The following is a 20,902-nucleotide window of genomic DNA, read 5'->3' as shown; positions in this document are numbered from 1 at the left end:
GTCGCTGTTCAGGTCGGCGACGCTTCCGTCTTCTCCTCGTGGCGGTCCTGCGCACGTACCAGCTCATCGGCGAATTTGAGCACGAGACGCCGCTTGTCGGGCGGCAGCGACAGGAAGGCGCGCACCAGGAGCAAGCCCTCGGCCTCGTCGGGCCATTCGTTGTTCGGTTTCATTGCCGTAGTTTCGGGCGATCGGGAAGAATATGCAATCCCCTGCAAGCGCCTTGATTCGGCGCGGCCGGTTTGCTGGAATGGGACGCGCTCAGAGGTGGACCATGAAGTGGATCAGGGAACGCGATGCGCTGATTGCGCAGACACTGGCCTTTGTTCAATCCGTGACGGGGCGGAAGGAGGAGTCACTCCTGACGGGGCCGCCTTCCATGCCCCCTCCGGCAGCCGTGGAGGTCGCCTCCGGGGTGGTGATCGAAGAGGTCCGTGAGCTCGACCAGCCGCCGCTGGCGGCGCCTTCGCCACAGCCCTTCCGGGTCTCTCCGCCCCGGAGATCGGGCGATTTCCGCAGCGAAGTACAAGCCAGGGTTGCCAACTTCCGCAAGCATCAGGAGCGATTCGAGCGCGAGCGCGAGGAGTTTTGCCAGTCGACCCTCGCCAAGGTCAGGGACGCCATCCACAATCCCCCGCCCCGGCCTCCGGCCGCGACATAAGCTCAGGCCATCAGAGCCACGACCAGACCAGCAGCAGATTAGCCGCACAGGCGCCGAACAGCGCCAGCGTGAGCGGCAGGAGCATGTGCTCGCAGGAGGTTTTCAGGTCGGTCGTCATGGCCAGAAACATCCGCTGATTCCAGCCTGGGAGTCCCAGGGATTCTTTTTCTCGGGATTCAGGACTCGTTTACGACTCAAGCCTCGATCGTCCGGATCACGGATCCGTGATGACGCGCTCTCCGGCGGCTGAAACCCTCAATCCGCTTAAGCGTTGAGGGCGTTCGGGAGGCAGGACCCATGCCCTACGCGCTATTTTGCAACGACGCCCAACTCAGCAAGGCCTACCCAAGCGAGGCCGATGTTTGGAAAATTGCGCAGCAGAGCGGGTTGGTCGTGGACGTCGCGACCGACGAGGACAGGCCGGGGCCGCGCCGCATCCTGGACAATGACTATGAGATCAAGCCGTGCCGCGTTGGTCCCGGCGAGGATCCAGCCAAAAACAAGGCGGACGCGGAGCGGCAATCCAGGATGGAGCCGCAGTTCAATTCGTGAAGACGCGCTTCAGGGCGTTGCGATCGCCAGCGATGCCTGCTCGCCCGACAGCACCACGCAGGCCTTGCGCCGATGCAGCCCGCGGATCGCACCGGTGACCTTCAGCACCCGGCCCGGTCCGCAGGAAAAATCCTGTACCAAGGCCACTTCATAGGGTGCCAACACCAACGGTTCGGATTTGAGGATCGTCTGTGCCGAGCACGGCAGCGTGACGAATAACGAGATCACCACCGACGCCAAGATACGCATGTTCGCCATCTCACCCAGCCCGGCAATTCCATAATAACGCGTCCCGGCATGCGCGTTCCGTAAGCAGCAAAAATTATTTTTGCTTTACCGCAGGCCCGTGACGCTGACCGGCCATGCAAAACAAAGGCCGGCGAAGCCGGCCCTTGCAGTCTGTCGTTGCTGTCGAGGATCAGTAGCGCGAGCCGGCCGGGCCGCCCCAGCCGAAGCGGTAGTTCACGCCGACCTTGACGGTATGGTCGTCCTCCCGGCCGCGGACGCCGACGACGTCGGCCGGGCCGGCGGTGACGGTGGTGTTGCCGAAATTATAGTACTGGTACTCGGCCTTGGCCGACCAGTTCGGCGCGAACATGTATTCGAGGCCGGCACCGACGGTGTAGCCGTCCTTGTTGTTGCCGGTGGTGGCGACCGCGGTGGGCACACCGCCGACGCTGGCGCCGAAATTGTTGTTGCGCCAGGCGTAGCCGCCCTTGGCGTAGACCAGCGCCGGGCCCCAGGTGTAGCCGAGGCGGCCCGTCACCGAGCCGAGCTGGTTGCTATTGGAGGTCACCAGCGTGCCGGCCGGAAACAGGACGCCATTGTTGTTGGATGGCAGCCAGGAATACTGGGCCTCAATGCCCGCTACCCAGTTGGGTGCGAACTGATAGTCGAAGCCGCCCTGCACGCCGCCAAGGAAGCGGGCGCTGCTCGACTGGAAGGTGTTGTCGCCGGCAAACGCACCGCCGACATGGCCGCCGACGTAGAAGCCCGTCCAGTTATAGACGACCTGCGGAGCCGTGTAGGCCGGGGCCTTGGTATAGGGACGCGCCGGTATGTCGGCCGCGGCGGCTGGCGCTGCCAGCGCGAGCACAGCGGCTGCGCCGAGCAAAAACGTCTTCATGGATGATCCCCGTTATCTCGAATTCACCCTCAGCAAACAACGTGGCCTGAATTTGGTTGCTTCGCGGCGATGCCGGAGCCTTGATCGTTCGGTGCAGTGACGAGGCCGCAATAACGACTTTTCGTTCCCCGGCGTTCCCTCGTCACGACAGATTTTTTCGCTCGCGCGCACACTGCCGTTATCATTTGTCGCCAGGCCCACGGCCTTGTTCAGAGCTCCCCGAAATGTGATCAGCGGCTTCCAGGCGCTCCTCTGCTAGCACCTGCCGGTGAAGATGCGCTTTGCGCTACCGCGTCATCTTTTCCAGTTCTGGAAACGGTGCGTAAACCGCACCCGCGCACAGTTCGCCAGCCCGATCGGTGACCCGGTCGGCGCGTCCACTGACGTAGACGATCGCCCGCTCGCGCATGCCCCGGTAGCTGCCGTCGCTCTCGCGCGGGGTGAAGTGCAGGCAGCTCACATAGAACGGCCGACCGCCGACGGTGCGCAGCACCGGATCCGCCATCGCGGCATCGCGTACGCCGACCGGATCGCTCAGATAGATGTGCATGATGGCAAGCGCCTCGCTGCGGAAATTATCCGGAAACGGCTGCAGCGCTGGACTTTGCGCATCGTCCACCAGGGACGGCCGGCCGCCGTCGCTGCCGAAGCATGCCGCCAGCATCAGCGGCAGCATCAGGACGCTCGCACGTTTTGCCAATCTCCCCACGATTCCCCTCTCACCGACCGGACGCAAAGCCGTTCTAGACGCAAGGTCGGGCCGAGGGAATTCGCTTCTCGCTACTGAAACGGCTTAACCGGCCCGCCGCCATCGCTCACGCTTTCGCGAGGGCAATGGCAGTCGGGCCGGGCCTGAATCCTGCGCGATGGCAGGGCAATGTGGGTCGCCACCGCGCGGGATCAGTTGCTAGCTGCGCTTTTCGGTCGTCACCGGCGCGCCCGGCTTGGTGACGTCGGGCTGGGCCTTCGGCTGCTTCTTGGCCGAAAGCATCTTGTGGTGATGACGATGCTTGTGGACCGACTTGTGCTCGCTCGGCGTGACGGCGGCGTTGGCGTTCATCGCCTTCGTCTTGGTGTCTAGCTTGGCATCCGTCTTCGCGTCGGCCTTGACGTTGGTTTTGGCGCCGGCGTTCGACGCCTTGGTCTGCGTCTGGTCGGCCTTGATCACCGGTGCCTGGGTCGTGGTCTTGCCTGCCTCGGCAGCGAAGGCCGGTGCGGCGATGACGGAAGCGGCGATGAAGGCTGCAGAAATGGTCTTCAACATGGTGTGTCTCCTCTTGGCAGGATCTTGAGGCGGCGCCCTCTCGCCGACCCTTCGATCATGGTGCAGACGTTAGGCGGGACGCACTGAACCCATTCTGAAGCACGCAGACGGCTTCCGTTCATCTCGATGACAACTTTGTCATGTTGTCGGCGGCAGGCCCGGCCATGGTGTTCCGGAATAAGCCGGGCGGCCGGGAATGTTTTTACGGCCCGGGTGTTCCGGTCTTGAGGCAATCGTGTAGGATCGCCGCGTTCCATACGGGAGAGATAGATGCGCAGACTTTCAATGCTTCTGGTACCTGGACTTGTCTCGATGGCCATGGTCGCAACGCCGGTCCTGACCAGCGCCTATGCCAACGGTAGCGACGAGCCCTCGCCGCCGAAGTCGGATACCTCGTCCAAGAAATCGAAGAAGAAGAGCTCCTCTGTCAGCGATCCCAAATTCCTCGCGGCCTATCGCACGGCCTACACCACGATCTACGATCGCCACGACTATGCGAGCGCGATCGACCAGCTCAAGACGCTCAAGCGCGATGACGTCGCGGACGTCGCCAACCTGATCGGCTACTCTTACCGCAAGCTCGGCGACTACAAGCAGTCCCAGGTCTATTACGACCTCGCGCTCAAGGACGATCCGAACCACGTGCGCACCTGGCAGTATTACGGACTCTGGCAGCTCGAGCAGGGCAACCGCGAACAGGCGCAGTATCATCTGAACAAGATCGCCTCGCTTGCCGGCACCGGCAGCGAAGAATATCGTTCGCTTGCCGCAGCGCTCGACAAGCCGACGGGCGCAACGCTCGTCTACTGACCACCACTCCCACTCCAGAGTTGAATGAACCGGCGCAACTCTCGGGGTTGCGCCGGTTCTGTCATGTCGGCTAGCTTTGGCGAGGGACCTCTCCTTCGCGTGTGGTGGGCAATGGATGCGTGGTTACGAGCCGCGATCGACTACATCGTCTCATGGATCGAGTTTCAGCTGATCGGGTCGCAACAGCCGGGCCTCATCGTCGCGATCACCCATCGCGGCGAAGTCGTTGCTGAGCACGCGTTCGGCCTCGCCAATCTCGACACCGGCGAAAAGCTGACGCCGCGTCACCGCTTTCGTATCGCCTCGCATTCCAAGAGCTTCACCGCCGCCGGCATTCTGAAGCTGCGCGAGCAGCGCAAGCTGCGGCTCGACGACCCCGTCGGCGAATATGTCGGGGACTTGCATCCGCGCGTTGCCGAGACGACGATCTCTCAGCTGCTCTCCCATAGCGCAGGCCTGACGCGCGACGGCGCCGACTCCGGCCAGTTCATCGACAGCCGTCCCTACCTCGACGAGAACGAGCTGTTGGCGGAGCTGCAAACGACCACTGCGATCGAGCCTGGCACGCGCTTCAAATACTCCAATCACGGCTTTGGCCTGATCGGGCTCGTGATCGAAGCCGTCACGAAACAGCCCTACCCTGCGTGGATCAAGCGCGAGATCATCGCAGCCGCCGGCCTTCGCGAGACCGAGCCGAGCGCGCCGCTTGCCCGAGGCACGCCATTCGCGCGCGGCCACACGCGAAAGCTGCCGTTTGGCGAGCGCTGCGTGATCCCCGGCGATAACCTCACGCACGCGATGACGCCCGCCGCCGGCTTCGTTGCAACCGCCGCCGACACAGCCCGCTTCTTCGCGCAGCTCGCACCCAACGCAAGAAAGAGCGTGCTGTCGGTCGCGAGCCGCCGCGACATGACGCGAAACCACTGGCGCATTCCGCAGAGCTTCGAGGGCTATTACGGCCTCGGCGTCAACGCCGGCAAGACCGACGGCTGGGACTGGTTCGGCCATAGCGGCGGCTTCCAGGGCTACATCTCCCGAACCTGCTCCATTCCGGGCTGCGAGCTCGCCATCACGATGCTCAGCAACTGCATCGATGGCGCAGCGCCAATCTGGATGGACGGCGCGATGCAGATCCTGCGCGCGTTCCAGAGTCGCGGGAGACCTGACCGGCGGTCACGGGACTGGACCGGCCGCTGGTGGACGATCTGGGGTGCGGTCGATCTCGTGCCGATGGGCAACCGCGTCGTGGTCGCCAATCCGCATTTCAACAATCCGTTCATGGATGCGGCCGAGATCGAGGTCACCGGTCGCGATGCCGGCACTTTCGCCACAGCCGCAGGCTATGCCAGTCATGGCGAGCCGGTGCGCCGCAGCCGCGACAAGCGCGGCAGGGTCAGCGACATCTGGCTCGCCGGCATCAACGTCAAGCCGGAGAGCGCGATCGCCCGCGAGATCGCGCGCAAATATCCGCCGCGAAAGCGCCGGCCTATTGCTTGATCATCGCCTCGACTTCGGCACGGAACGCCTGCCGCGATGCATCACGCGAATAGAACATGTGGCCGCCGGGATAGACCACGAGCTTGACGCGCGGCGCTGAGGCGAAGACGGGCAATTGGTCGAGCACGATCTGCGAGCCGAAATAGGGCGTGGCGAGGTCGAACAGGCCGTGTCCGACCAACACCGTCATCTTCGCGTCCGTTGCGAGGATCTGGCGCAGCTCCGACACCGACTGCGCGGGATTGATGCCGTGGCCGAAATCCCAGGCCCGTTCGACCGCGCCATTGAGAACCTCATAGGAGCCGTCCGGCCGCCAGTTGAGCTTGCGCGTGAGGAGATCGACAGCGGCACTGGTCAGCGGCGCCTGAAGCGTGTCGCCCGAGGGATCGCCGAAACGGGAGCTGGTGGAATCGGGATAGGGATCGAAGCCACGCACGGAGGCATCGTATCGGCCGGTCACCTTGCCGTTCTTGCGGTCGAGCTCGCGGCGGAATTCGCCGACGTCGAAGCGGCCGGCGAGCCTGCGGCTCACCGCCTGGTCGATGCCGGTCAACGCCGCGACCTTGTCGGCCAGGCGCGAGGCCGCCTCCCTGTCGGCTTCGCCTTTGACGAGGTCGGCCAAGAACTCGCCGCGCGCGTAAGCTTCCACGTCGGCCAGATCGGCGCGCTTCACCGGACCCTTGGCTTCGCGCACGGTCGCGACATAGCTCGGAAGCGTTGCTACATATTGCAGGAGGCTGGTGCCGGCGAACTCGCGGAAGTCGAACAGCGGCGAGATCATGATCAGGCCGTTGACGCCGACGCCCTGCTGCATCTGCAACTGGCGCACGACCTTCGGCCCACGAATGCCGCCATAGCTTTCGCCCGCGACAAATTTTGGCGACAGCAGCCGGTCGTGCTTCTCGAGCCAGCGGCGGATCACCAGCGCCAGTGCGCTGACATCGCCGTCGACGGAATAGAACCGCCTGCGGACGTCCTCGCCGGTCGCCACGAAGCGGCTGTAGCCGGTTCCGACGGGATCGATGAAGACGAGGTCGGTAAAATCGAGCCAGGTCTCTGCATTGGGCATCACCTCCGGAGAGGTCGATGGCGTGACCTCGTCGGCATTGATCGGCAGCCGCCAGGGACCGGCATTGCCGAGCTGCAGCCAGGCCGACGATGCGCCCGGCCCGCCGTTGAAGAAAAACGTCACCGGGCGCGTGGCGCGGTCGGTCCCGTCGAGCTGATAGGAAGTGTAGGCGAGTTCGGCCTGCGGCTCGCCCTTGTCATCGAACAGGCGGATGGAGCCCGCGGTCGCCGCGAAGGCGAGCGTCCGCCCAGGGAGCTCCAGCGTCTGCCTGGTCGTGGAGTCCGGGGGCAGGCGATGCTGCTCGGCCGCGGACGGCGTGCTCGGCGGTTGGCCGGCGCGCGCCCCGGGACCGCCCTTCTGGCCTGCGGGCGTCGCGGCATCGGGACGCTGCGGCGGGTCGTCCGCGCGGACCGGCGCGAGCGTGGCAAGGGCGAGGAGCGCCAACAAAAGCCCCCCGCGGCAAAGCGCCGATGATGTGATCACGCTGCTCACTCCCTGTTATCCGCTACAGGCTGTAGCACAAGACTGCGACAAAGGCACGGCATCACGGCGGATTGACCGTTTGCCATGGCTCAGGGTCACGCTCGACAAGAACCGCAGAGGTCGTATAGACGACCTCGGCACACGTTTTCGAGCCGGCCTGACCCTTTCGAGCCCCGCGATTTCATGACAAAGCCCAAGCGATATGATCGGATCGCCTTCGTCGCCAGCGCGGGCACCGAGGCCCAGGAAGCCTATGCGCAGCTGACAAGGCTGTACGGCAATTGCACACCCGATGAAGCCGACGTCGTCGTGGCGCTCGGCGGCGACGGGCTCATGCTGCAAACGCTGCACCAGAACATGCGCACGGGAAAGCCAATCTACGGCATGCACCGCGGTACGGTCGGCTTCCTGATGAACGAGTTCTCGACGCACGACCTGCGCGTGCGGCTCGAGGCCGCACATGTGTCCGTGATCCATCCGCTGCTGATGCGCGCCACCGACGTGCAGGGCGCGGTGCACATTCATCACGCGATCAACGAGGTCGCCCTGTTTCGTCAGACCTATCAGGTGGCGCGGCTGAAGATCCTGGTCGATGAGCATGAACGCATGTCCGAACTGATGGCCGACGGCATCATGGTGGCGACGCCGGCGGGCTCGACCGCATACAATCTTTCCGCGCAGGGTCCCATCCTGCCGATCAACGCCGCCCTGCTCGCCCTCACGCCGATCAGTCCCTTCCGTCCGCGCCGCTGGCGCGGCGCCCTCCTGCCCAACACGGCCTATGTCGTGTTCGAGGTGCAGGATTGCGAGAAACGTCCGGTCGCGGCGGTCGCCGACCATGACGAGGTGCGCGACGTCCGCCGCGTCGAGGTGCTGTCCGACAAGACCATCTCGATGCGGATGCTGTTCGATCCCGGTCACAGCCTGGAAGAGCGGATTCTGCGCGAGCAGTTCGGCTACTAGCAATCACCTACGCCGCTTCCACACCCACAACTGTCATCGCCCGCCTTGCCTGTCATCGGCTCGCCGAAGGCGATACCCGGCGGCGGAGCATGACACCTGTTTGGTCAAGGAGCTGACATCCTCGGACCGGACTCGGCGAGCCGGCAAAAGCAACGCTTCGTTAACCCACAACGCGATATGGTTAACGAAGTTTGACCGCTTCGGCCCGGGCGTCATGTTTCGCATCGATTTCAACAAGCTGCGCTTCCTCGTCTGCGACGACAATCCGCACATGCGCCGCATCCTGCGGACGCTGCTGCACTCCTTCGGCGCGCGCGAGGTCTACGAGGCGGAAGACGGGGCCACGGCGCTCGAAATGTACAGCCACTACGTGCCCGACATCGTCATCACCGACTGGGCCATGCCGATCTTCGACGGGCTCGAGCTGGCGCAGATGATCCGGCAGCCGGAATCCAAGGGCAACCCCTACGCGCCGATCATCATGCTGACAGGTCACTCCGAAAAGCGCCGCGTCACCGTGGCGCGCGACGCCGGCGTCACCGAATTCCTGGCCAAGCCGATCTCGGCCAAGGGCCTCTACCAGCGCATCCTGAACGTGGTCGCCAATCCCCGGCCCTTCATCAAGACCAAGACCTATTTCGGACCCGATCGCCGCCGCAACACCAGCTCCGCCTATATGGGCCCCGAACGACGCGTCGGCGAAAAGCACGAGGTGCTGCAGCAACCCTCGCTGCTCGACAAAGCGCGATCCTCCATCTAGCGAGCGTCCTCAATCATCGAGGCAGGCATCATGGCCAAGAACAGCCCCAGAGACATCGAGGTCAAGGCCTTCGCTACCCATCACGTGATCACGCAGCCCAATCCGCTGCGCAAGGTGCTGCGCCGGGTCGAAGAGAAGGACATGGACGATCCGGTCGGTCGCGCCGAGCAGGCGCTCGCCGGACTCTCCGGAGAGTTCAAGGACTGGATGGCGATCGAGACCGGACGGCTGGCTGCGGCCTACGCGGCCGTGCAGAAGGGCGGCTTCACCAAGGAAGCGCGCGACGAGCTGTTTCGTGCGGCCCACGACATCAAGGGCGATGCCGCGACGTTCGGCTATCCGTCTGCCGCGGTCATCGCCGAAAGTCTGTGTCGCGTCATCGAGCATGCGCCGGATCTTGCCAAGGTGCCGAGCGAACTGTTCTCCCACCACATCAACGCCATCCAGGCCATCGTACACGAGAACACCAAGCTCGACAGCCTGAGCGTCTCGGGCGAGCTCAGCCGCCGCCTGCGCAGGGTTGCCGACGACTATCTCGCCCACGTCAACCGGGATCGCCCCGAGCATCTCGAAGCAATTCTGGCGCCGAGCATCGTGCCGGCGGATTAAGGGCTCACCACATGCAAGCCGCCGTAGGGTGGGTTAGTTAGCCGAAGGCGTAACCCACCTCTTTGATTTCCGCGTGTCGAGTAAAGTGGTGGGTTACGCTTCGCTAACCCACCCTACCGAGACTTCGCTACGCCGCGATCAAGTCGTCATAAAGCGGGGCGATCGCCTCCTCCGCCACGAGCTCGTCGCAGAACAGGCGCGCTTCCTCGCGCGCCGATTCCGTCGCGAAGCGGCGCAGCAAGATGAGAAGCGGCTCGGTTGCGTCGCGATCAGTCTCGCAATGGGTGAGCACGCGCTCGACCATGCGCCTGCGCAGCCGCGCAGCGCCATCCTGGGTGTCGGCAAAGCCGTGCTCGTGGCAGGCCTCGAGCGCAATCTGGAAGGCCGCGAAGGTCGATTCCGGAAAGCCCGCCCGGCGCAGAAGCGCGTGCAGGCTGGCTCCGCCGCGATCGTGCAGCAGCGCAGCGACGCGCGCCTGCGGCATCTCCGACAATTCCGCAAGCGCCGTATTGAACAATTCGAGATTGCCCGACAATAGCGCGCGCAGGATCAGGCCTGCCGTAAGCTGCGACGTCGCGCGCAGGTGGCGCACGAGGCCTTGCATGTCCTCGCCGCGCGAGCGCGCCGCGATGTTGACGGTGGAGCGGTCGCGCGCCTCCGTTGCGATGCGCTCGGCGCGATCGGTACTCAGCCAGTTGCGGGCGATCACGAACTGCGACAGCGTCTCGGCGAGTTTTGCGACCAGCGCGGCGCGCGTGGCCGCGGGCAGATCGTCGAGCACCAGCAGTGCTTCGCGGATCGCGGCAAGATGGCCGTGCCGCTCGACGATGCGGTCCCAGGAGAACGGCGCGAGCGCTGCATAGGGATTTTCGATCAGCTCGAGCGCGGCCGCCGCACACCCGACCTCGGCGATCGCGGCGCACACCGACGCCGGCAGCGCGATGCGGCGCGCGACGGCGCATTGCACCTCGCAATTGCCGGTCGCGACGATGTCGACGAGATCGGCATCGATCAGGAGCGGCGAATATTCGAGCACGGGAAGCGCGACCGAGGGCTGGTCGGTCGACAACGCCTGAACGATCGCCGCCGGCGCCTCTGTCGAGCGCGCGAAGGCTTCCGCCATGGCCTGGCGTACCAGCGGTGACGGATCGTCGAGCTGCATCAGCAGCGCGCCTTCGGCGGCGAGGCGATCGTCGCGAGAAAGATCTGAAATCAACCACGCACGGGCCAACGCCCGTGTTGCCTCGGCCCGCTCACCAGCCGGCGCAGTCCTGATCCAATTGACAAACTGCCGAACGATCATTGTGCTTCCGGCCGACGCAACCAAACGAAACGGTGACGCCCGTCACCCGCAAGACAAAATAAACCACGACGCTTAACAAAGCGTTCACCATAACTGACTGGTTTTATTGACGTTTTGTTAAGGGCTGCAAAATGTGCAGCGTGGCTCTCAGCTCGAGAAGGTACCGCCGCGATCGCTGAAGAGGTCGAGCGGCTGCGGCGCACGAACGTCCGGCGTCGCATTCGTTACCGAGGTGAGCGAGGCATTATTGCCCCACAATTTCTGTACGGTGGCCGAAACCGGCTGCGTGCTGTCGCCGGGCTGGTAGATCGAGCGAAACACCGGTGTGCTCGGCGAATTGTCCGCCACCGTCATCGCCGAGGTTGCGCTGACCGGCGTCGCCACGCGCGTATCCGGGAAGGTCTGGAGATAGGCCGCGTTGTTGATCAGCGGCGTGGGCTGTACTCCATTCGCGCTCGCGACCTGCGTCGTCGACGGCGTGTCGCCATAGAGCGCCATGGCCGTACGCGTCGCCTTCGAGTTCGCGGCGCTTGCGTAGCGCGAATCGAGCACCGAATAGACCTCCGAGACACTGCGTGCCCGGCCGTCCTGCGCGTAGAAGATCGAACGGTTGGCGGCCGCGGCATTGGGAAACAGCCGCGCGCCGACGGCTTGGGGATTGTCCTCGGCGTTGGCGATCAGCTTGGCCGCGCCGCCGACGCCCATGAAGTGCGCCATATAGAGTTCGCTGTCGCTCGGACGGCGGCCGAGCAGGCCCGTGAGCTTGAAGCTGTTCGACTGTGCCAGCACCGCTGCCATGCTCGATGCGGCATCGGGGTCGTCGCGCAGCTTCATGATCGAGCGCCGCATGGTCGGGTCGGTGACCGTGTAGCTGCCGGAGGAGGTCTTGGTGATGGCATCGGCATAGCTGCCGTAGCCGAGCAGGGCGCCCGCTTCCTTCACGGTGCCGAGCCAGGTCTGGTCGATGAACTGATAGAGCCCGTGCGCAGACGAAGTCGACGCACCCGCGGTCGGATTGAAATCCGATTCCATCTTCGCGGTGGTCAGCATGTATTCGAAGCTGACGCCGGTGAGATTGGAGGCCTGCTTGATCGCGCCGGTCACACGCACCCGCGACGGATCGATCCCGGCCGTCGTCGTGGCACTTGAGTTGTCGACCGACATGATGGAGCGCCAGCCCTTGCGCGGCAGTTGAGTAGCGCCACATTTCAGCGCCCTGTCGTGCCAACCTGGGACAGCTATGGTTAATGCGGGGTTAAGATGCTTCCGCTTGTCGTTCCGGGGCGCACCGAAGCTGCGAACCCCGAATCCATTCAGCCGCGCGTATTGCCTATCGATGGATTCCGGGCTCGCGCTGCGCATGCCCCGGAACAGCGGAGGCTACTTCTTATAGACCGCGTCGGGATCGAACAGTCGCACGGCCTCGACAAAGACGAGCTTCGCGTCCCCACCATCGGCTTCCACCTTGCGGTAGAAGCACGAGCGGCGGCCGGTATGGCAGGCTGCGCCGATCTGCTCGACCCGGATCCAGACCGCGTCCTGATCGCAATCGGTGCGCATCTCGACGACGCGCTGCGTTTGACCCGACGTCTCACCTTTTCGCCATAACGCGTTGCGCGAGCGGCTGAAGTACCAGGCCTCACCCGTCGCGATGGTTTTGCGTAGCGCCTCGTCGTTCATGTGGGCGACCATCAAGACGTCGCCGGTCGCGGCATCCGTCGTCACACAGGTGACGAGGCCGGCCCCATCGAACCTGGGCTGGAAGCTCAGCCCTTCCTCGATGTCGTGGGAGTGCGTGGACACGAGACCCCTTGCAAATTCGCCCGCGAGGTCAGCGCTGTGAGCCTCGCACCAGGGACAGGAACCGGGCCTGCTCCGCAGGATTGTCGCGGAACATGCCAGTGAAGCGGCTGGTGAACGTCATCGCACCATGCTTGGCAACGCCGCGCACCGACATGCAGGTATGCTCGGCCTCGACCAGCACCGCAACACCGCGAGGCTTCAGGATCTCGTCGATCGCAGCCGCGATCTGCGCGGTCAGGTGCTCCTGGGTCTGAAGCCTGCGGGCGAAGATGTCGGTCAGGCGCGCGAGTTTGGACAGGCCCACCACCCGCTCGACCGGAGTATAGGCGATGTGCGCCTTGCCGTAGAACGGCATCATGTGGTGCTCGCACTGCGAGGTGAACTCGATGTCGCGCACCAGCACGAAGTCGTCATAGCCGGCGGTCTCGCCAAAGGTGCGGTCCAGCACCTCGGCCGGGCACTGGTGGTAGCCCTGATAGAGCTCGTCGAAGGCCTCGACTACGCGGCGCGGCGTATCGAGCAGACCCTCGCGCTCGGTGTTCTCGCCTATATAGGCGAGCAGGGTCTTCACCGCCTGCTCGGCCTCGGCGCGCGCCGGGCGCGGCTGGTCGGCGCGGGCGGCGACAGCGAGGAATTCGGCAGGATCGAGCTCAGCGGGCCGGCCTTCCGGCTGCTTGTCGGAAGGCTTGTTCGGGCGGATGGATTTGATCAGCGCGTCCATGTCAACTCCGTTCGACCGGCCTTCTGGCCGGAGTGTCACCGGCAGACGGGGCGGGATGCCGCCGGACGCCTGAAGAGAACAACCAATTCTGGCGATAAGTCGCCCTCGCCTCAACGTCGGACACGAGGTCTTCGATCATCCGACAAGGCTGCCGGACTGTTTTTCTGCCAGTTCCGACCCTATATAGGGCCGAGGACGGCGGCCGCCAAGGCCGATCCCGCCGGAAGCCGCCCGGAAGGTCTTAGGCCCCATCACATGCTGAACGACATTTATAACAAGCGGATCATCGAACTGGCCGGGAATATTCCCCGTCTGGGTCGCCTCTCCGATCCCGACGCCAGCGCCACTGCTCATTCCAAGCTGTGCGGCTCGACAGTGAAGGTCGATCTCAAGATGAGTGGGGATACCGTCACCGACTTCGCCCATGATGTGAAGGCCTGCGCGCTCGGACAGGCGTCTTCATCCATCATGGCAAGTCATGTGGTCGGCTCGACTGCGAGCGAACTCCGTGAGTTACGTGAAACCGTTCGCAAGATGCTGAAAGAAAACGGTGCGCCGCCGGACGGAAAATGGGCCGAGATCAAGTTCCTCGAACCGGTCCGCGACTACAAGGCGCGCCACGCTTCGACACTGCTGACCTTCGACGCCGTCGTCGACGCCATCGGCCAGATCGAAGCGAAGACGAAGCAGCCGGCTACCGCGCAGGACTAGCTCCTGCTGCCGTCACTCTGGCAGCCCAGCAAAGCGCGGCACCCGGAATAACCGGGCCATTGTCGGGCTTACTTCTGCGACGCCGGGCCAGGCGCCGACGCACCGCCGGTCGCCACCAGCGCTTCCGCCGTCTTGGTCGACTTTACAGGCTGCTCCGGTTCCGCCGCAAAGCGGTCCTGAGCCTTCGGCGCCGCGTCGGCCATCGCAGGGGCCGAGACATCGACGTGCGGCAGCACATCGGAAGCGGCATCGGTCGTCACCAGATTGGTCAGCTTGAGCTCGGCCGTATTCAATTCGTGCAGGTCTTCCCAGGGCGGCACATTCAGCGCGAGCGACAGCAAGTCACCGGCGCCGCCCATGTCGAAGGTGTACTTGGCGAGCCGGCCGATGTCGCGCTCGACGATCATCAGGTCCTGCGCACTGTAGCTTGCGGCCCGCGCGTCGTCGGCGCGGTCGCCCATCCAGATCTGATGCACGCGGACATGAGCTGCATCCGGAACATAACGCTTCTTGCCCGCCAGGAGCAGGAACACGCACATCGATTCGCAATAGGCCTCAGACGCGACCGCCGGACGCCCGCCCTGCCCGCCGCGATTCGGCATGCTGATGCCGACGGTGGTCAAAAGGCCGAGATTACGGAAGCGCCGACCGAGCGCGATCGCATCGTTCACGGACCCACCGCTCGAGTCGAGCACGACGGTCGCGCCGCCGAGCTGCCGTCCGCGGGCAAAATCCTCGAAAGCCTTTGGCGTATCGGCGGTGATGATGCCGACGGCGCTGACCCAGCCGCGGCAATTCGGCTCGCATGCAACCCAGTTGAACTTCATCGGCAGCTTGCGCTCTTCGAGCGTACCGCCTGCATGTGCGGAAGAGCTGAAGGTTGCGACCGCGCCCGCCAGCGCAGCGCAGCAAGCGGTGGTTCCAACCAGCAACCAACCGCGAATATCAAGCGACTTCAGGAGTCTCAACGTGGTCCCTTCCCCAAGCCCCAATGTCGCGCAAACATCCCCCAGTTGCGCCAGATGAGTCTATACATACAGACGTATGTTCCTATCTCACGAACGTCACAAAAATGGTATCCGTGGGAATACAGCTCGTCCATAGAGACTTGCTGCAGTGCTCCCTAAAAACAGGCAAAGTATGGCGCGCGCGCAACAAGTTGATGTTCCGTGCGCAGGAACCGCGCAATTCGCGGCACAGGTTTGCAGCAAAGCGCACATGAAGCATTCAGCCTCCGAATTTGGTTCCACAATCTCCGCCATGCTGCTGCTCCTGCCGCGCAATGTCGGGCGTGGGCTGATCTGGCTGTACCGGCACACGCTCTCGCCGCTGGTCGGCTACAACTGCCGGCACTTGCCGACCTGCTCCGTTTATGGCGACGAGGCGATCGAACGTTTCGGGCTCTGGGCCGGGGGCTGGATGACGCTTGCGCGGCTGTTGCGTTGCCACCCGTTCGGAACATCAGGCATCGACAACGTGCCACTGACGGCCCCGCAAGGCGCACGCTGGTATCTGCCCTGGCGCTACGGACGCTGGCGCGGCGTCAACGCATCCTGATCTCAATCCAGCACTTCCAAGCGTACCGCGCAACTCTGACGTGCGCGGAACCGCGAACGCTACGATTGCGTTGGTGTGTTGTGACGCTCCCATCGGGAGGAAACAACAATGCGCTGGAAAATCAGCCCCCACGGTCACGACCGCAGGACCATCGACCTCCTCGCCATCATCGCGCTGCTCGCCCTCGTCCTCGGCTCCGGTTGGTACCTGGCAACAAGCCTCGCAACTCCGCCAAGCACGACGGCCTTCATCGTTCCGAGCCAGAGCGTTCACTGGTAGCTAGCGAAACCAGAAGAAGCGTCCGGGCGGCGGCGGGATCGGCTCGGGCGGACGCGGCCGTCTGGGACGCACGGGCTTTGGCGTCGGTTCGGCCGACGAGGTGGTCTCGGCCGGCATGGTCTCGCTTCCCGGCACCTTCACCGACAGCAGCAGGTTCGATTCATTCATGCGCCAGCGATAGCCGATGCCGAAATCGATCGGCTGGGCGCTCGAGAAGAGCTCGGCATAGCGTTCCTGATATCGGCCGGGAAATTCCGCAATCGGGCCGAGGTAGCGCCCGAACGGGAAGAACCGCCATTGCCGCGCATTGTAGTTCGCGAGCGGAATGCCGGAATCGTCCTGGATGATCGTGGCGCTGTTGGCGAGCAGCCAGTCGCGCACCATCGTGAAGTTGCCGGCGTGCAGGAGATACGACGCGCTCTTGAGCAGGCTGTTGCCGGGTCCGAGCGTTTCGCAGAACTTCAGGAAGCCGGCCGCGCGCGCGCCGGGATTGGAGAGATCGGTCGAGAAGTAATACAGCGTCCGAGCCGCGCCGTCGCTGCCGGCGAAGGTGATGCGCACGCCGTGCGTGGCGTTCGGACCTGCGTTTTCGCTCGCCATGTGCAGCCCGCCCTTGTCGTCAATCGAGATCATCTCGACGTTGCGGATGGTCTTCCCCGAACGCGCCAGGAAGACGTAGAGGATCGGCAAGGTGCCGTTGACCTCGTTGATGCGCAGGTCGACCTTCATATGCTTGGTGATGAAGAAGCTGAAGCTGAGGATCGAGCTCAGCGACTGCTCCACATTATAAAGCGCGGGCGCAATCGCGCCGCGCGGCACGCGCGTCAGGTCGGGAACGTTGCCGACCGGCTCGAGCGCGCCAAGCACGTAGGTGCTTGCCTTGGAATAGAACGCGTCGGCGTAGAGGAAATCCGGCCCCGAGAACATGTAGAACATGGTCGGCCGGGGCGCGGCCAGATTGACCTCCGACCAGGCGCGGATCCTGGAAAGCTGCCGCTGCTCGAGCTGGGCGAACGCACCGTCGAAGAATTTTGCGTGGCGTTGCCAGGATGGATCCCTGGTCAGCGCCACAAGCGGAGACTCCGCGGATGGCTGCATGCCCGCGAGGAAGCGCGCCGTATCGTCGGCCGTCACGGTGCCGGCCGCACGTGCGGGAGTCACGACCGCGAACAACAAGGTGAAGGCAACGGCCGCAATCTTCATGGGTCGAAACACGTCTATTCGCGATGGCGTGAGGTTGCAGCGGCGTCCGGCCTTCTGCGGAAAATGGCGTAGATCAACAGGCCCGAGAGCATGATCAGCATACTCGACAGCGACTGAACCGGCCGCTCGTTCAACAGATAGTACATCATGAAGGCGGTCACCAGCAGGAACACCACCGGCGTGACCGGGTACCCCCAGGCGCGGTAGGGCCGCGGCAGAGCGGGATCGGTAAAGCGCAGCTTGATCACCCCGAGCACGGTGAAGAACGAGCAGAACAACAGCGCGAACTGGATGAAGTCGAGCACGGCCTCGAAGCTGCGCGTGAAGAGCAGCAGGTTGGCGACCGCGAGCTGAAACAGGATCGCATAGGCCGGCGCGCCGCTCGCCGATTTCCGGGAAAACACGCGGAGCGCAGGAATGTCCTCGCCCATCGTCATCATGACGCGCGGACCGATCCACATCATCGCGCTGATGGAGGAGATCAGACCGATGCAGATCATGGTGCCGACGATGCGGCCGCCGAGGTCGCCGAAGATGGCGGCGCCGCTGATGCTCGCGACCTCGAGCTGGCCGGCGAGCTTGTCCATCGGGGTTGCGTAGAGAAATACCGCGTTCAGCGCCACATAGAGCAGCATCACGATCAGCGTGCCTGCAAGCAGCGCGCGCGGCAGGCTCTGCTGCGGCATGTGCAGCTCGCCGATGATGTAGGTCGCCGCGTTCCAGCCGGAGAAGGAGTACATCACGAAGACGAGCCCGATCGCGAAGGGCGCGCTGGTGACGTGGCCGAAGTCGCCCGCCGCCGGCATGAACGACACCGGCTGTCGTACGCCGATCGCAAAGCCCGCGACCAGGAAACCCAGGATCAGAATGACTTTCAGAATCGTCGAGACGAGCTGGAAGGTCGAGGAGTGTTTGACGCCGGTGAGCTGCACGATCGACACCAGCCACACCACACCGATAGCAAGCGGGATCGGCGGCAACGTCGGAATGACCGACTTTGCATATTGGCCGAAGGCCATCGCCGCGAGCGCGACCGGCGCGGCAAAGCCGACGGTCGCCGAGACCCAGCCGGCCAGAAAACCGAATCCGGGATGATAGGCGCGGCCGAGAAAATTGTACTCGCCGCTCGAGCGCGGGAACATCGCCCCGAGTTCGCTGTAGGAAAATACGCCGCACAGTGCGACGATGCCGCCGACCGTCCAGAGCAGCAGGATCGAGAAGCCGGACGGGATATCCTTGACCTGGAAGCCGAGGCTCGTGAACACCCCGACGCCGACCATGTCGGCGACGACGATCGCGGTCGCCACCAGGACGGAAACGCCGGACTCGCTTCCGAGACGCCGGCCCGTCCACGCCGGGCTTCCCGCATCTGATGCCGTCATCGCCGTCCTTAGCTGAGGCCTCGCGCCTCTCCCAAGCATCGTGCAGATTGGTCCAGTCAATTCAAGCAGGGTTAACACGGGTTAAATGAGGCAAGCGAAGGCGGTATTTTCGCACCACATATGCTCGCTTGCGGGCGATAAACCTGCTCCCGTGCCGTGAAGGCCGGCTCGCCCTCGCCCTCCCCACAATCACGACACGATTGCGTGGTCCTTTTGAGCGTTCCGGATGTGGGGACTTTTCTCCGGAAGCTTAACGTCGCCTAAACACCAGTCGGCTCAATTAGCTCAAGATAGCCGATTGCCTTGGGGTTAGTGGGTGGATGGTCGGGGCCGATCCGAGAGTCGAAACAGCCATGGTTGCTGACCGGGCGAGATCGCCCGGCATGCATCGTCGCGCGCTCCGACTTGCCTGCCGGATCGGCCTCGCCTTCGTCTTTGTGCCGCTCTCGCTGACACTGGTTCATTGCGGCCAAGCCCCCAACCCGACGACGCTCGCCGCGAACTCCCAAGCCAACACTCAGGTCATCGCCAAGACGGACCGCCAGGTCGCGAGCGGCGACACATTCGAGGATCGCTTCCCGGCGCCGCAGTTCAAGGAGCGCTTCCCCACCGCGAGCGAGAGCTTCCTGCAGCGGCAGATGTCGGACTTTTCGCCCAAACGCGCGGCGCAGCAGGCGGAGCCGGCGCCCTACAAGGTCGCCTCGCTCGAGCCGCAGGTGCCCTATCAGCGTCCGCAACGCGACGACCTGACGACGCTCGTCAGCATGAAATCGTCCGCTTTTCCCTATTTCGGCAACAATCCCGCCTCCGATACACCCTTCCTCAACATCTCCCAGGGCGATCGCCGCGGCCACCGCAGCTCTTCGGGACGCGTGTTCTGGCAGGACGAGACCTACAATGACAGCCGCGTGCTCGTGCATGTGCCCGAGCATTTCGACGTGCGCAAGCCCGGCGTGATCGTGGTGTTCTTCCACGGCAACGGCGCGACTCTGGAGCGCGACGTGCGCGACCGGCAATTGGTGCCGCAGCAGATCTCCGACTCCGGCGCCAACGCCGTGCTGCTTGCACCGCAGATGGCGGTCGACGCCGCCGATTCCAGCGCCGGCAAGTTCTGGCAGCCCGGCGGGCTCAAGCGCTTCATGGCGGAATCCAGCGAGCATCTCGCTCGTCTCTATGGCGATCCCGGCAGCGCGCGCGCCTTCGCCAACATGCCGATCGTCATCGTCGGTTATAGCGGCGGATTTCTGCCGACCGCCTGGAGCCTCGAGGTCGGCGGCATCAGCGACCGCGTTCGCGGCGTCGTGCTACTCGACGCGGTCTATGGCGAGCTCGACAAGTTCGCCTCGTGGATCGAAAGTCACCGCTCCGGCTTCTTCGTCAGCTCCTACACGCACTACACCGCGCGGCGCGATCGCGAGCTGATGAGCATGCTCCGACAAAAGGGCATCAGCGTCTCGGAGGACATGGATGGTCCCCTGCGTCCCGGCAGCGTGGTGTTCGTCGAGACCGGCGACGGCATCAGGCATCGCGACTACGTGACCCGCGCCTGGACGCAAAATCCGCTCAAGGACGTGCTGGTCAAGATGTCGGCAACACCATCGCTGGCGCTGACACGCGTGGCCGCAGGTGCGCCATCCTCATCGAGCCGCTAGCATCGACGATAGCTGCACCCGCCGTCATGCGTCTGTGCTGTCTCCAAGGTGTCGTTCGGACAATCAGTTCTTGGGCAGCTTCGGAATGCTTTCCGCAAAGCCGTTGAAGCAGGCCAGGCGCTCGTCCTCTTCCTTGAAGAAGCGGCAATCGGCAACGCCCTTCGCCTTCGCGGGCTTCGGCTTCGGCTGCGGCGGGATCACCCCGTCGTAGCAGTTGAGCCGATCCTTGGTACCATCGTCGATGTCGAGGCAGGCCTGGAGCTTGACCGCGGTGGACTGCGGCTTGCCCTTGGGCGCGGCAGCCTCGGGTTTGCCCTTGGCCGCCGCCTCCTTGGTCCCCTTGCCGCCCCCCTTGGGCTTGACCTGCACCAGCGGCTTGTCGCCGACCATCGGCGTGTCGGTTTGCGCAAAAGCGGCGGCCGAATACAGCACCGCGACAAGCGCCAGAATCATCCTCATCTCAGTCAGCTCTCGTTGGTCCCCAACCCTCGCCTTCT

Annotated in this window: 25 protein-coding genes; 11 read left to right on the top strand and 14 right to left on the bottom strand. The window is 64.2% G+C overall.

Features of this window, described 5'->3' with window-relative positions:
* Window positions 1-8: 8 nt before the first annotated feature.
* On the bottom strand, window positions 9-173 hold the full coding sequence (locus tag QA640_RS17590; RefSeq protein ID WP_283041840.1) for a hypothetical protein: 165 nt from the start codon (window positions 171-173) through the stop codon (window positions 9-11).
* A 101-nt stretch (window positions 174-274) separates the two neighbouring features.
* Here QA640_RS17590 and QA640_RS17585 point away from each other — a divergent pair, with 101 nt between their 5' ends.
* Both QA640_RS17585 and QA640_RS17580 read left to right on the top strand, forming a co-directional pair.
* On the top strand, window positions 275-661 hold the full coding sequence (locus QA640_RS17585; RefSeq protein ID WP_283041839.1) for a hypothetical protein: 387 nt from the start codon (window positions 275-277) through the stop codon (window positions 659-661).
* 297 nt (window positions 662-958) lie between these two features.
* On the top strand, window positions 959-1,213 hold the full coding sequence (locus tag QA640_RS17580; protein ID WP_283041838.1) for a hypothetical protein: 255 nt from the start codon (window positions 959-961) through the stop codon (window positions 1,211-1,213).
* A 9-nt stretch (window positions 1,214-1,222) separates the two neighbouring features.
* On the opposite strand, the gene QA640_RS17575 is transcribed toward QA640_RS17580, so the two are convergent.
* The 4 genes from QA640_RS17575 to QA640_RS17560 all read right to left on the bottom strand — a co-directional run bounded on the left by QA640_RS17575 (window position 1,223) and on the right by QA640_RS17560 (window position 3,603).
* Entirely contained in the window at window positions 1,223-1,471 is a 249-nt protein-coding gene (locus tag QA640_RS17575) for a hypothetical protein (RefSeq protein ID WP_283041837.1), read from the bottom strand.
* Between the two features lie 160 nt (window positions 1,472-1,631).
* The gene (locus tag QA640_RS17570) at window positions 1,632-2,339 is read right to left on the bottom strand and encodes an outer membrane protein (protein WP_283041836.1); all 708 of its coding nucleotides are present in this window, start codon (window positions 2,337-2,339) and stop codon (window positions 1,632-1,634) included.
* A 286-nt stretch (window positions 2,340-2,625) separates the two neighbouring features.
* Window positions 2,626-3,015, bottom strand: coding sequence for a hypothetical protein (locus QA640_RS17565; RefSeq protein WP_283041835.1), 390 nt, complete (start codon window positions 3,013-3,015; stop codon window positions 2,626-2,628).
* Window positions 3,016-3,246: 231 nt separating this feature from the next.
* Window positions 3,247-3,603 carry a hypothetical protein gene (locus QA640_RS17560; RefSeq protein ID WP_283041834.1) on the bottom strand — a complete coding sequence of 119 codons (357 nt, stop codon included), beginning with the start codon at window positions 3,601-3,603 and terminating at the stop codon, window positions 3,247-3,249.
* A 270-nt stretch (window positions 3,604-3,873) separates the two neighbouring features.
* Here QA640_RS17560 and QA640_RS17555 point away from each other — a divergent pair, with 270 nt between their 5' ends.
* On the top strand, window positions 3,874-4,413 hold the full coding sequence (locus QA640_RS17555) for a tetratricopeptide repeat protein (RefSeq protein WP_283041833.1): 540 nt from the start codon (window positions 3,874-3,876) through the stop codon (window positions 4,411-4,413).
* 111 nt (window positions 4,414-4,524) lie between these two features.
* A complete protein-coding gene (locus QA640_RS17550) occupies window positions 4,525-5,910 on the top strand; it encodes a serine hydrolase domain-containing protein (protein ID WP_283041832.1) in 1,386 nt (461 codons plus the stop codon).
* Here the strand turns inward: QA640_RS17550 and QA640_RS17545 are convergent.
* Complete coding sequence (locus QA640_RS17545) at window positions 5,900-7,423, bottom strand: peptidase S10 (protein WP_283041831.1); 1,524 nt, start codon at window positions 7,421-7,423, stop codon at window positions 5,900-5,902. The two genes, QA640_RS17550 and QA640_RS17545, sit on opposite strands and share 11 nt — an antisense overlap.
* A 222-nt stretch (window positions 7,424-7,645) precedes the next feature.
* On the opposite strand from QA640_RS17545, the gene QA640_RS17540 reads away from it, so the two are divergent.
* From QA640_RS17540 to QA640_RS17530, 3 genes are all read left to right on the top strand, one after another.
* Window positions 7,646-8,425, top strand: a complete 780-nt coding sequence (locus QA640_RS17540) for an NAD kinase (protein WP_283041830.1) — start codon at window positions 7,646-7,648, stop codon at window positions 8,423-8,425.
* 214 nt (window positions 8,426-8,639) lie between these two features.
* Window positions 8,640-9,185 carry a response regulator gene (locus QA640_RS17535; RefSeq protein WP_027525630.1) on the top strand — a complete coding sequence of 182 codons (546 nt, stop codon included), beginning with the start codon at window positions 8,640-8,642 and terminating at the stop codon, window positions 9,183-9,185.
* A gap of 30 nt (window positions 9,186-9,215) precedes the next feature.
* Entirely contained in the window at window positions 9,216-9,794 is a 579-nt protein-coding gene (locus QA640_RS17530; protein ID WP_283041829.1) for an Hpt domain-containing protein, read from the top strand.
* 127 nt (window positions 9,795-9,921) lie between these two features.
* On the opposite strand, the gene QA640_RS17525 is transcribed toward QA640_RS17530, so the two are convergent.
* From QA640_RS17525 to folE, 4 genes are all read right to left on the bottom strand, one after another.
* Window positions 9,922-11,097 carry a DUF2336 domain-containing protein gene (locus QA640_RS17525; protein ID WP_283041828.1) on the bottom strand — a complete coding sequence of 392 codons (1,176 nt, stop codon included), beginning with the start codon at window positions 11,095-11,097 and terminating at the stop codon, window positions 9,922-9,924.
* A gap of 147 nt (window positions 11,098-11,244) precedes the next feature.
* Complete coding sequence (locus QA640_RS17520) at window positions 11,245-12,261, bottom strand: lytic transglycosylase domain-containing protein (protein WP_283041827.1); 1,017 nt, start codon at window positions 12,259-12,261, stop codon at window positions 11,245-11,247.
* Between the two features lie 216 nt (window positions 12,262-12,477).
* Entirely contained in the window at window positions 12,478-12,900 is a 423-nt protein-coding gene (hisI, locus tag QA640_RS17515; protein ID WP_283041826.1) for a phosphoribosyl-AMP cyclohydrolase, read from the bottom strand.
* Between the two features lie 28 nt (window positions 12,901-12,928).
* The gene (folE, locus tag QA640_RS17510; RefSeq protein ID WP_283041825.1) at window positions 12,929-13,621 is read right to left on the bottom strand and encodes a GTP cyclohydrolase I FolE; all 693 of its coding nucleotides are present in this window, start codon (window positions 13,619-13,621) and stop codon (window positions 12,929-12,931) included.
* A gap of 255 nt (window positions 13,622-13,876) precedes the next feature.
* Here folE and QA640_RS17505 point away from each other — a divergent pair, with 255 nt between their 5' ends.
* A complete protein-coding gene (locus QA640_RS17505; protein WP_283041824.1) occupies window positions 13,877-14,332 on the top strand; it encodes an iron-sulfur cluster assembly scaffold protein in 456 nt (151 codons plus the stop codon).
* Window positions 14,333-14,400: 68 nt separating this feature from the next.
* On the opposite strand, the gene QA640_RS17500 is transcribed toward QA640_RS17505, so the two are convergent.
* A complete protein-coding gene (locus tag QA640_RS17500) occupies window positions 14,401-15,300 on the bottom strand; it encodes a hypothetical protein (RefSeq protein ID WP_283041823.1) in 900 nt (299 codons plus the stop codon).
* Window positions 15,301-15,550: 250 nt separating this feature from the next.
* On the opposite strand from QA640_RS17500, the gene yidD reads away from it, so the two are divergent.
* Window positions 15,551-15,889 (top strand): membrane protein insertion efficiency factor YidD, encoded by a 339-nt coding sequence (gene yidD, locus QA640_RS17495; protein ID WP_283041822.1) that lies wholly within the window; start codon window positions 15,551-15,553, stop codon window positions 15,887-15,889.
* Between the two features lie 108 nt (window positions 15,890-15,997).
* Window positions 15,998-16,168 (top strand): hypothetical protein, encoded by a 171-nt coding sequence (locus tag QA640_RS17490; RefSeq protein ID WP_283041821.1) that lies wholly within the window; start codon window positions 15,998-16,000, stop codon window positions 16,166-16,168.
* Here QA640_RS17490 and QA640_RS17485 read toward each other — a convergent pair whose 3' ends face one another.
* Entirely contained in the window at window positions 16,169-17,371 is a 1,203-nt protein-coding gene (locus tag QA640_RS17485; RefSeq protein WP_283041820.1) for a hypothetical protein, read from the bottom strand.
* A 14-nt stretch (window positions 17,372-17,385) separates the two neighbouring features.
* Entirely contained in the window at window positions 17,386-18,753 is a 1,368-nt protein-coding gene (locus tag QA640_RS17480) for an amino acid permease (protein WP_283041819.1), read from the bottom strand.
* 353 nt (window positions 18,754-19,106) lie between these two features.
* Here QA640_RS17480 and QA640_RS17475 point away from each other — a divergent pair, with 353 nt between their 5' ends.
* Window positions 19,107-20,405, top strand: a complete 1,299-nt coding sequence (locus QA640_RS17475; RefSeq protein WP_283041818.1) for an alpha/beta hydrolase — start codon at window positions 19,107-19,109, stop codon at window positions 20,403-20,405.
* A 63-nt stretch (window positions 20,406-20,468) separates the two neighbouring features.
* Here the strand turns inward: QA640_RS17475 and QA640_RS17470 are convergent, their stop codons facing one another.
* Window positions 20,469-20,864, bottom strand: coding sequence for a hypothetical protein (locus QA640_RS17470; RefSeq protein ID WP_283041817.1), 396 nt, complete (start codon window positions 20,862-20,864; stop codon window positions 20,469-20,471).
* Window positions 20,865-20,902: the final 38 nt, after the last annotated feature.

Source organism: Bradyrhizobium sp. CB82 (genome assembly GCF_029714405.1).
Lineage (GTDB): Bacteria > Pseudomonadota > Alphaproteobacteria > Rhizobiales > Xanthobacteraceae > Bradyrhizobium.
The sequence above is the reverse complement of the archived record's forward strand: the minus strand, read 5'-3'. Positions and strand labels throughout refer to the sequence as shown.

What these genes read in the sequence shown, in the direction of transcription:
- QA640_RS17555 (WP_283041833.1), top strand. Translation starts at nt 3,874, where the DNA reads ATGCGCAGACTTTCAATGCTTCTGGTACCTGGACTTGTCTCGATGGCC.
- QA640_RS17530 (WP_283041829.1), top strand. Translation starts at nt 9,216, where the DNA reads ATGGCCAAGAACAGCCCCAGAGACATCGAGGTCAAGGCCTTCGCTACC.
- QA640_RS17580 (WP_283041838.1), top strand. Translation starts at nt 959, where the DNA reads ATGCCCTACGCGCTATTTTGCAACGACGCCCAACTCAGCAAGGCCTAC.
- QA640_RS17565 (WP_283041835.1), bottom strand. Translation starts at nt 3,015, where the DNA reads ATGCTGCCGCTGATGCTGGCGGCATGCTTCGGCAGCGACGGCGGCCGG.
- QA640_RS17490 (WP_283041821.1), top strand. Translation starts at nt 15,998, where the DNA reads ATGCGCTGGAAAATCAGCCCCCACGGTCACGACCGCAGGACCATCGAC.
- folE (WP_283041825.1), bottom strand. Translation starts at nt 13,621, where the DNA reads ATGGACGCGCTGATCAAATCCATCCGCCCGAACAAGCCTTCCGACAAG.
- QA640_RS17585 (WP_283041839.1), top strand. Translation starts at nt 275, where the DNA reads ATGAAGTGGATCAGGGAACGCGATGCGCTGATTGCGCAGACACTGGCC.
- QA640_RS17505 (WP_283041824.1), top strand. Translation starts at nt 13,877, where the DNA reads ATGCTGAACGACATTTATAACAAGCGGATCATCGAACTGGCCGGGAAT.
- QA640_RS17525 (WP_283041828.1), bottom strand. Translation starts at nt 11,097, where the DNA reads ATGATCGTTCGGCAGTTTGTCAATTGGATCAGGACTGCGCCGGCTGGT.
- QA640_RS17590 (WP_283041840.1), bottom strand. Translation starts at nt 173, where the DNA reads ATGAAACCGAACAACGAATGGCCCGACGAGGCCGAGGGCTTGCTCCTG.
- QA640_RS17575 (WP_283041837.1), bottom strand. Translation starts at nt 1,471, where the DNA reads ATGGCGAACATGCGTATCTTGGCGTCGGTGGTGATCTCGTTATTCGTC.
- yidD (WP_283041822.1), top strand. Translation starts at nt 15,551, where the DNA reads ATGAAGCATTCAGCCTCCGAATTTGGTTCCACAATCTCCGCCATGCTG.
- QA640_RS17470 (WP_283041817.1), bottom strand. Translation starts at nt 20,864, where the DNA reads ATGAGGATGATTCTGGCGCTTGTCGCGGTGCTGTATTCGGCCGCCGCT.
- QA640_RS17550 (WP_283041832.1), top strand. Translation starts at nt 4,525, where the DNA reads ATGGATGCGTGGTTACGAGCCGCGATCGACTACATCGTCTCATGGATC.
- QA640_RS17520 (WP_283041827.1), bottom strand. Translation starts at nt 12,261, where the DNA reads ATGTCGGTCGACAACTCAAGTGCCACGACGACGGCCGGGATCGATCCG.
- QA640_RS17475 (WP_283041818.1), top strand. Translation starts at nt 19,107, where the DNA reads ATGGTTGCTGACCGGGCGAGATCGCCCGGCATGCATCGTCGCGCGCTC.
- QA640_RS17480 (WP_283041819.1), bottom strand. Translation starts at nt 18,753, where the DNA reads ATGACGGCATCAGATGCGGGAAGCCCGGCGTGGACGGGCCGGCGTCTC.
- QA640_RS17570 (WP_283041836.1), bottom strand. Translation starts at nt 2,339, where the DNA reads ATGAAGACGTTTTTGCTCGGCGCAGCCGCTGTGCTCGCGCTGGCAGCG.
- QA640_RS17560 (WP_283041834.1), bottom strand. Translation starts at nt 3,603, where the DNA reads ATGTTGAAGACCATTTCTGCAGCCTTCATCGCCGCTTCCGTCATCGCC.
- QA640_RS17535 (WP_027525630.1), top strand. Translation starts at nt 8,640, where the DNA reads ATGTTTCGCATCGATTTCAACAAGCTGCGCTTCCTCGTCTGCGACGAC.
- QA640_RS17485 (WP_283041820.1), bottom strand. Translation starts at nt 17,371, where the DNA reads ATGAAGATTGCGGCCGTTGCCTTCACCTTGTTGTTCGCGGTCGTGACT.
- QA640_RS17540 (WP_283041830.1), top strand. Translation starts at nt 7,646, where the DNA reads ATGACAAAGCCCAAGCGATATGATCGGATCGCCTTCGTCGCCAGCGCG.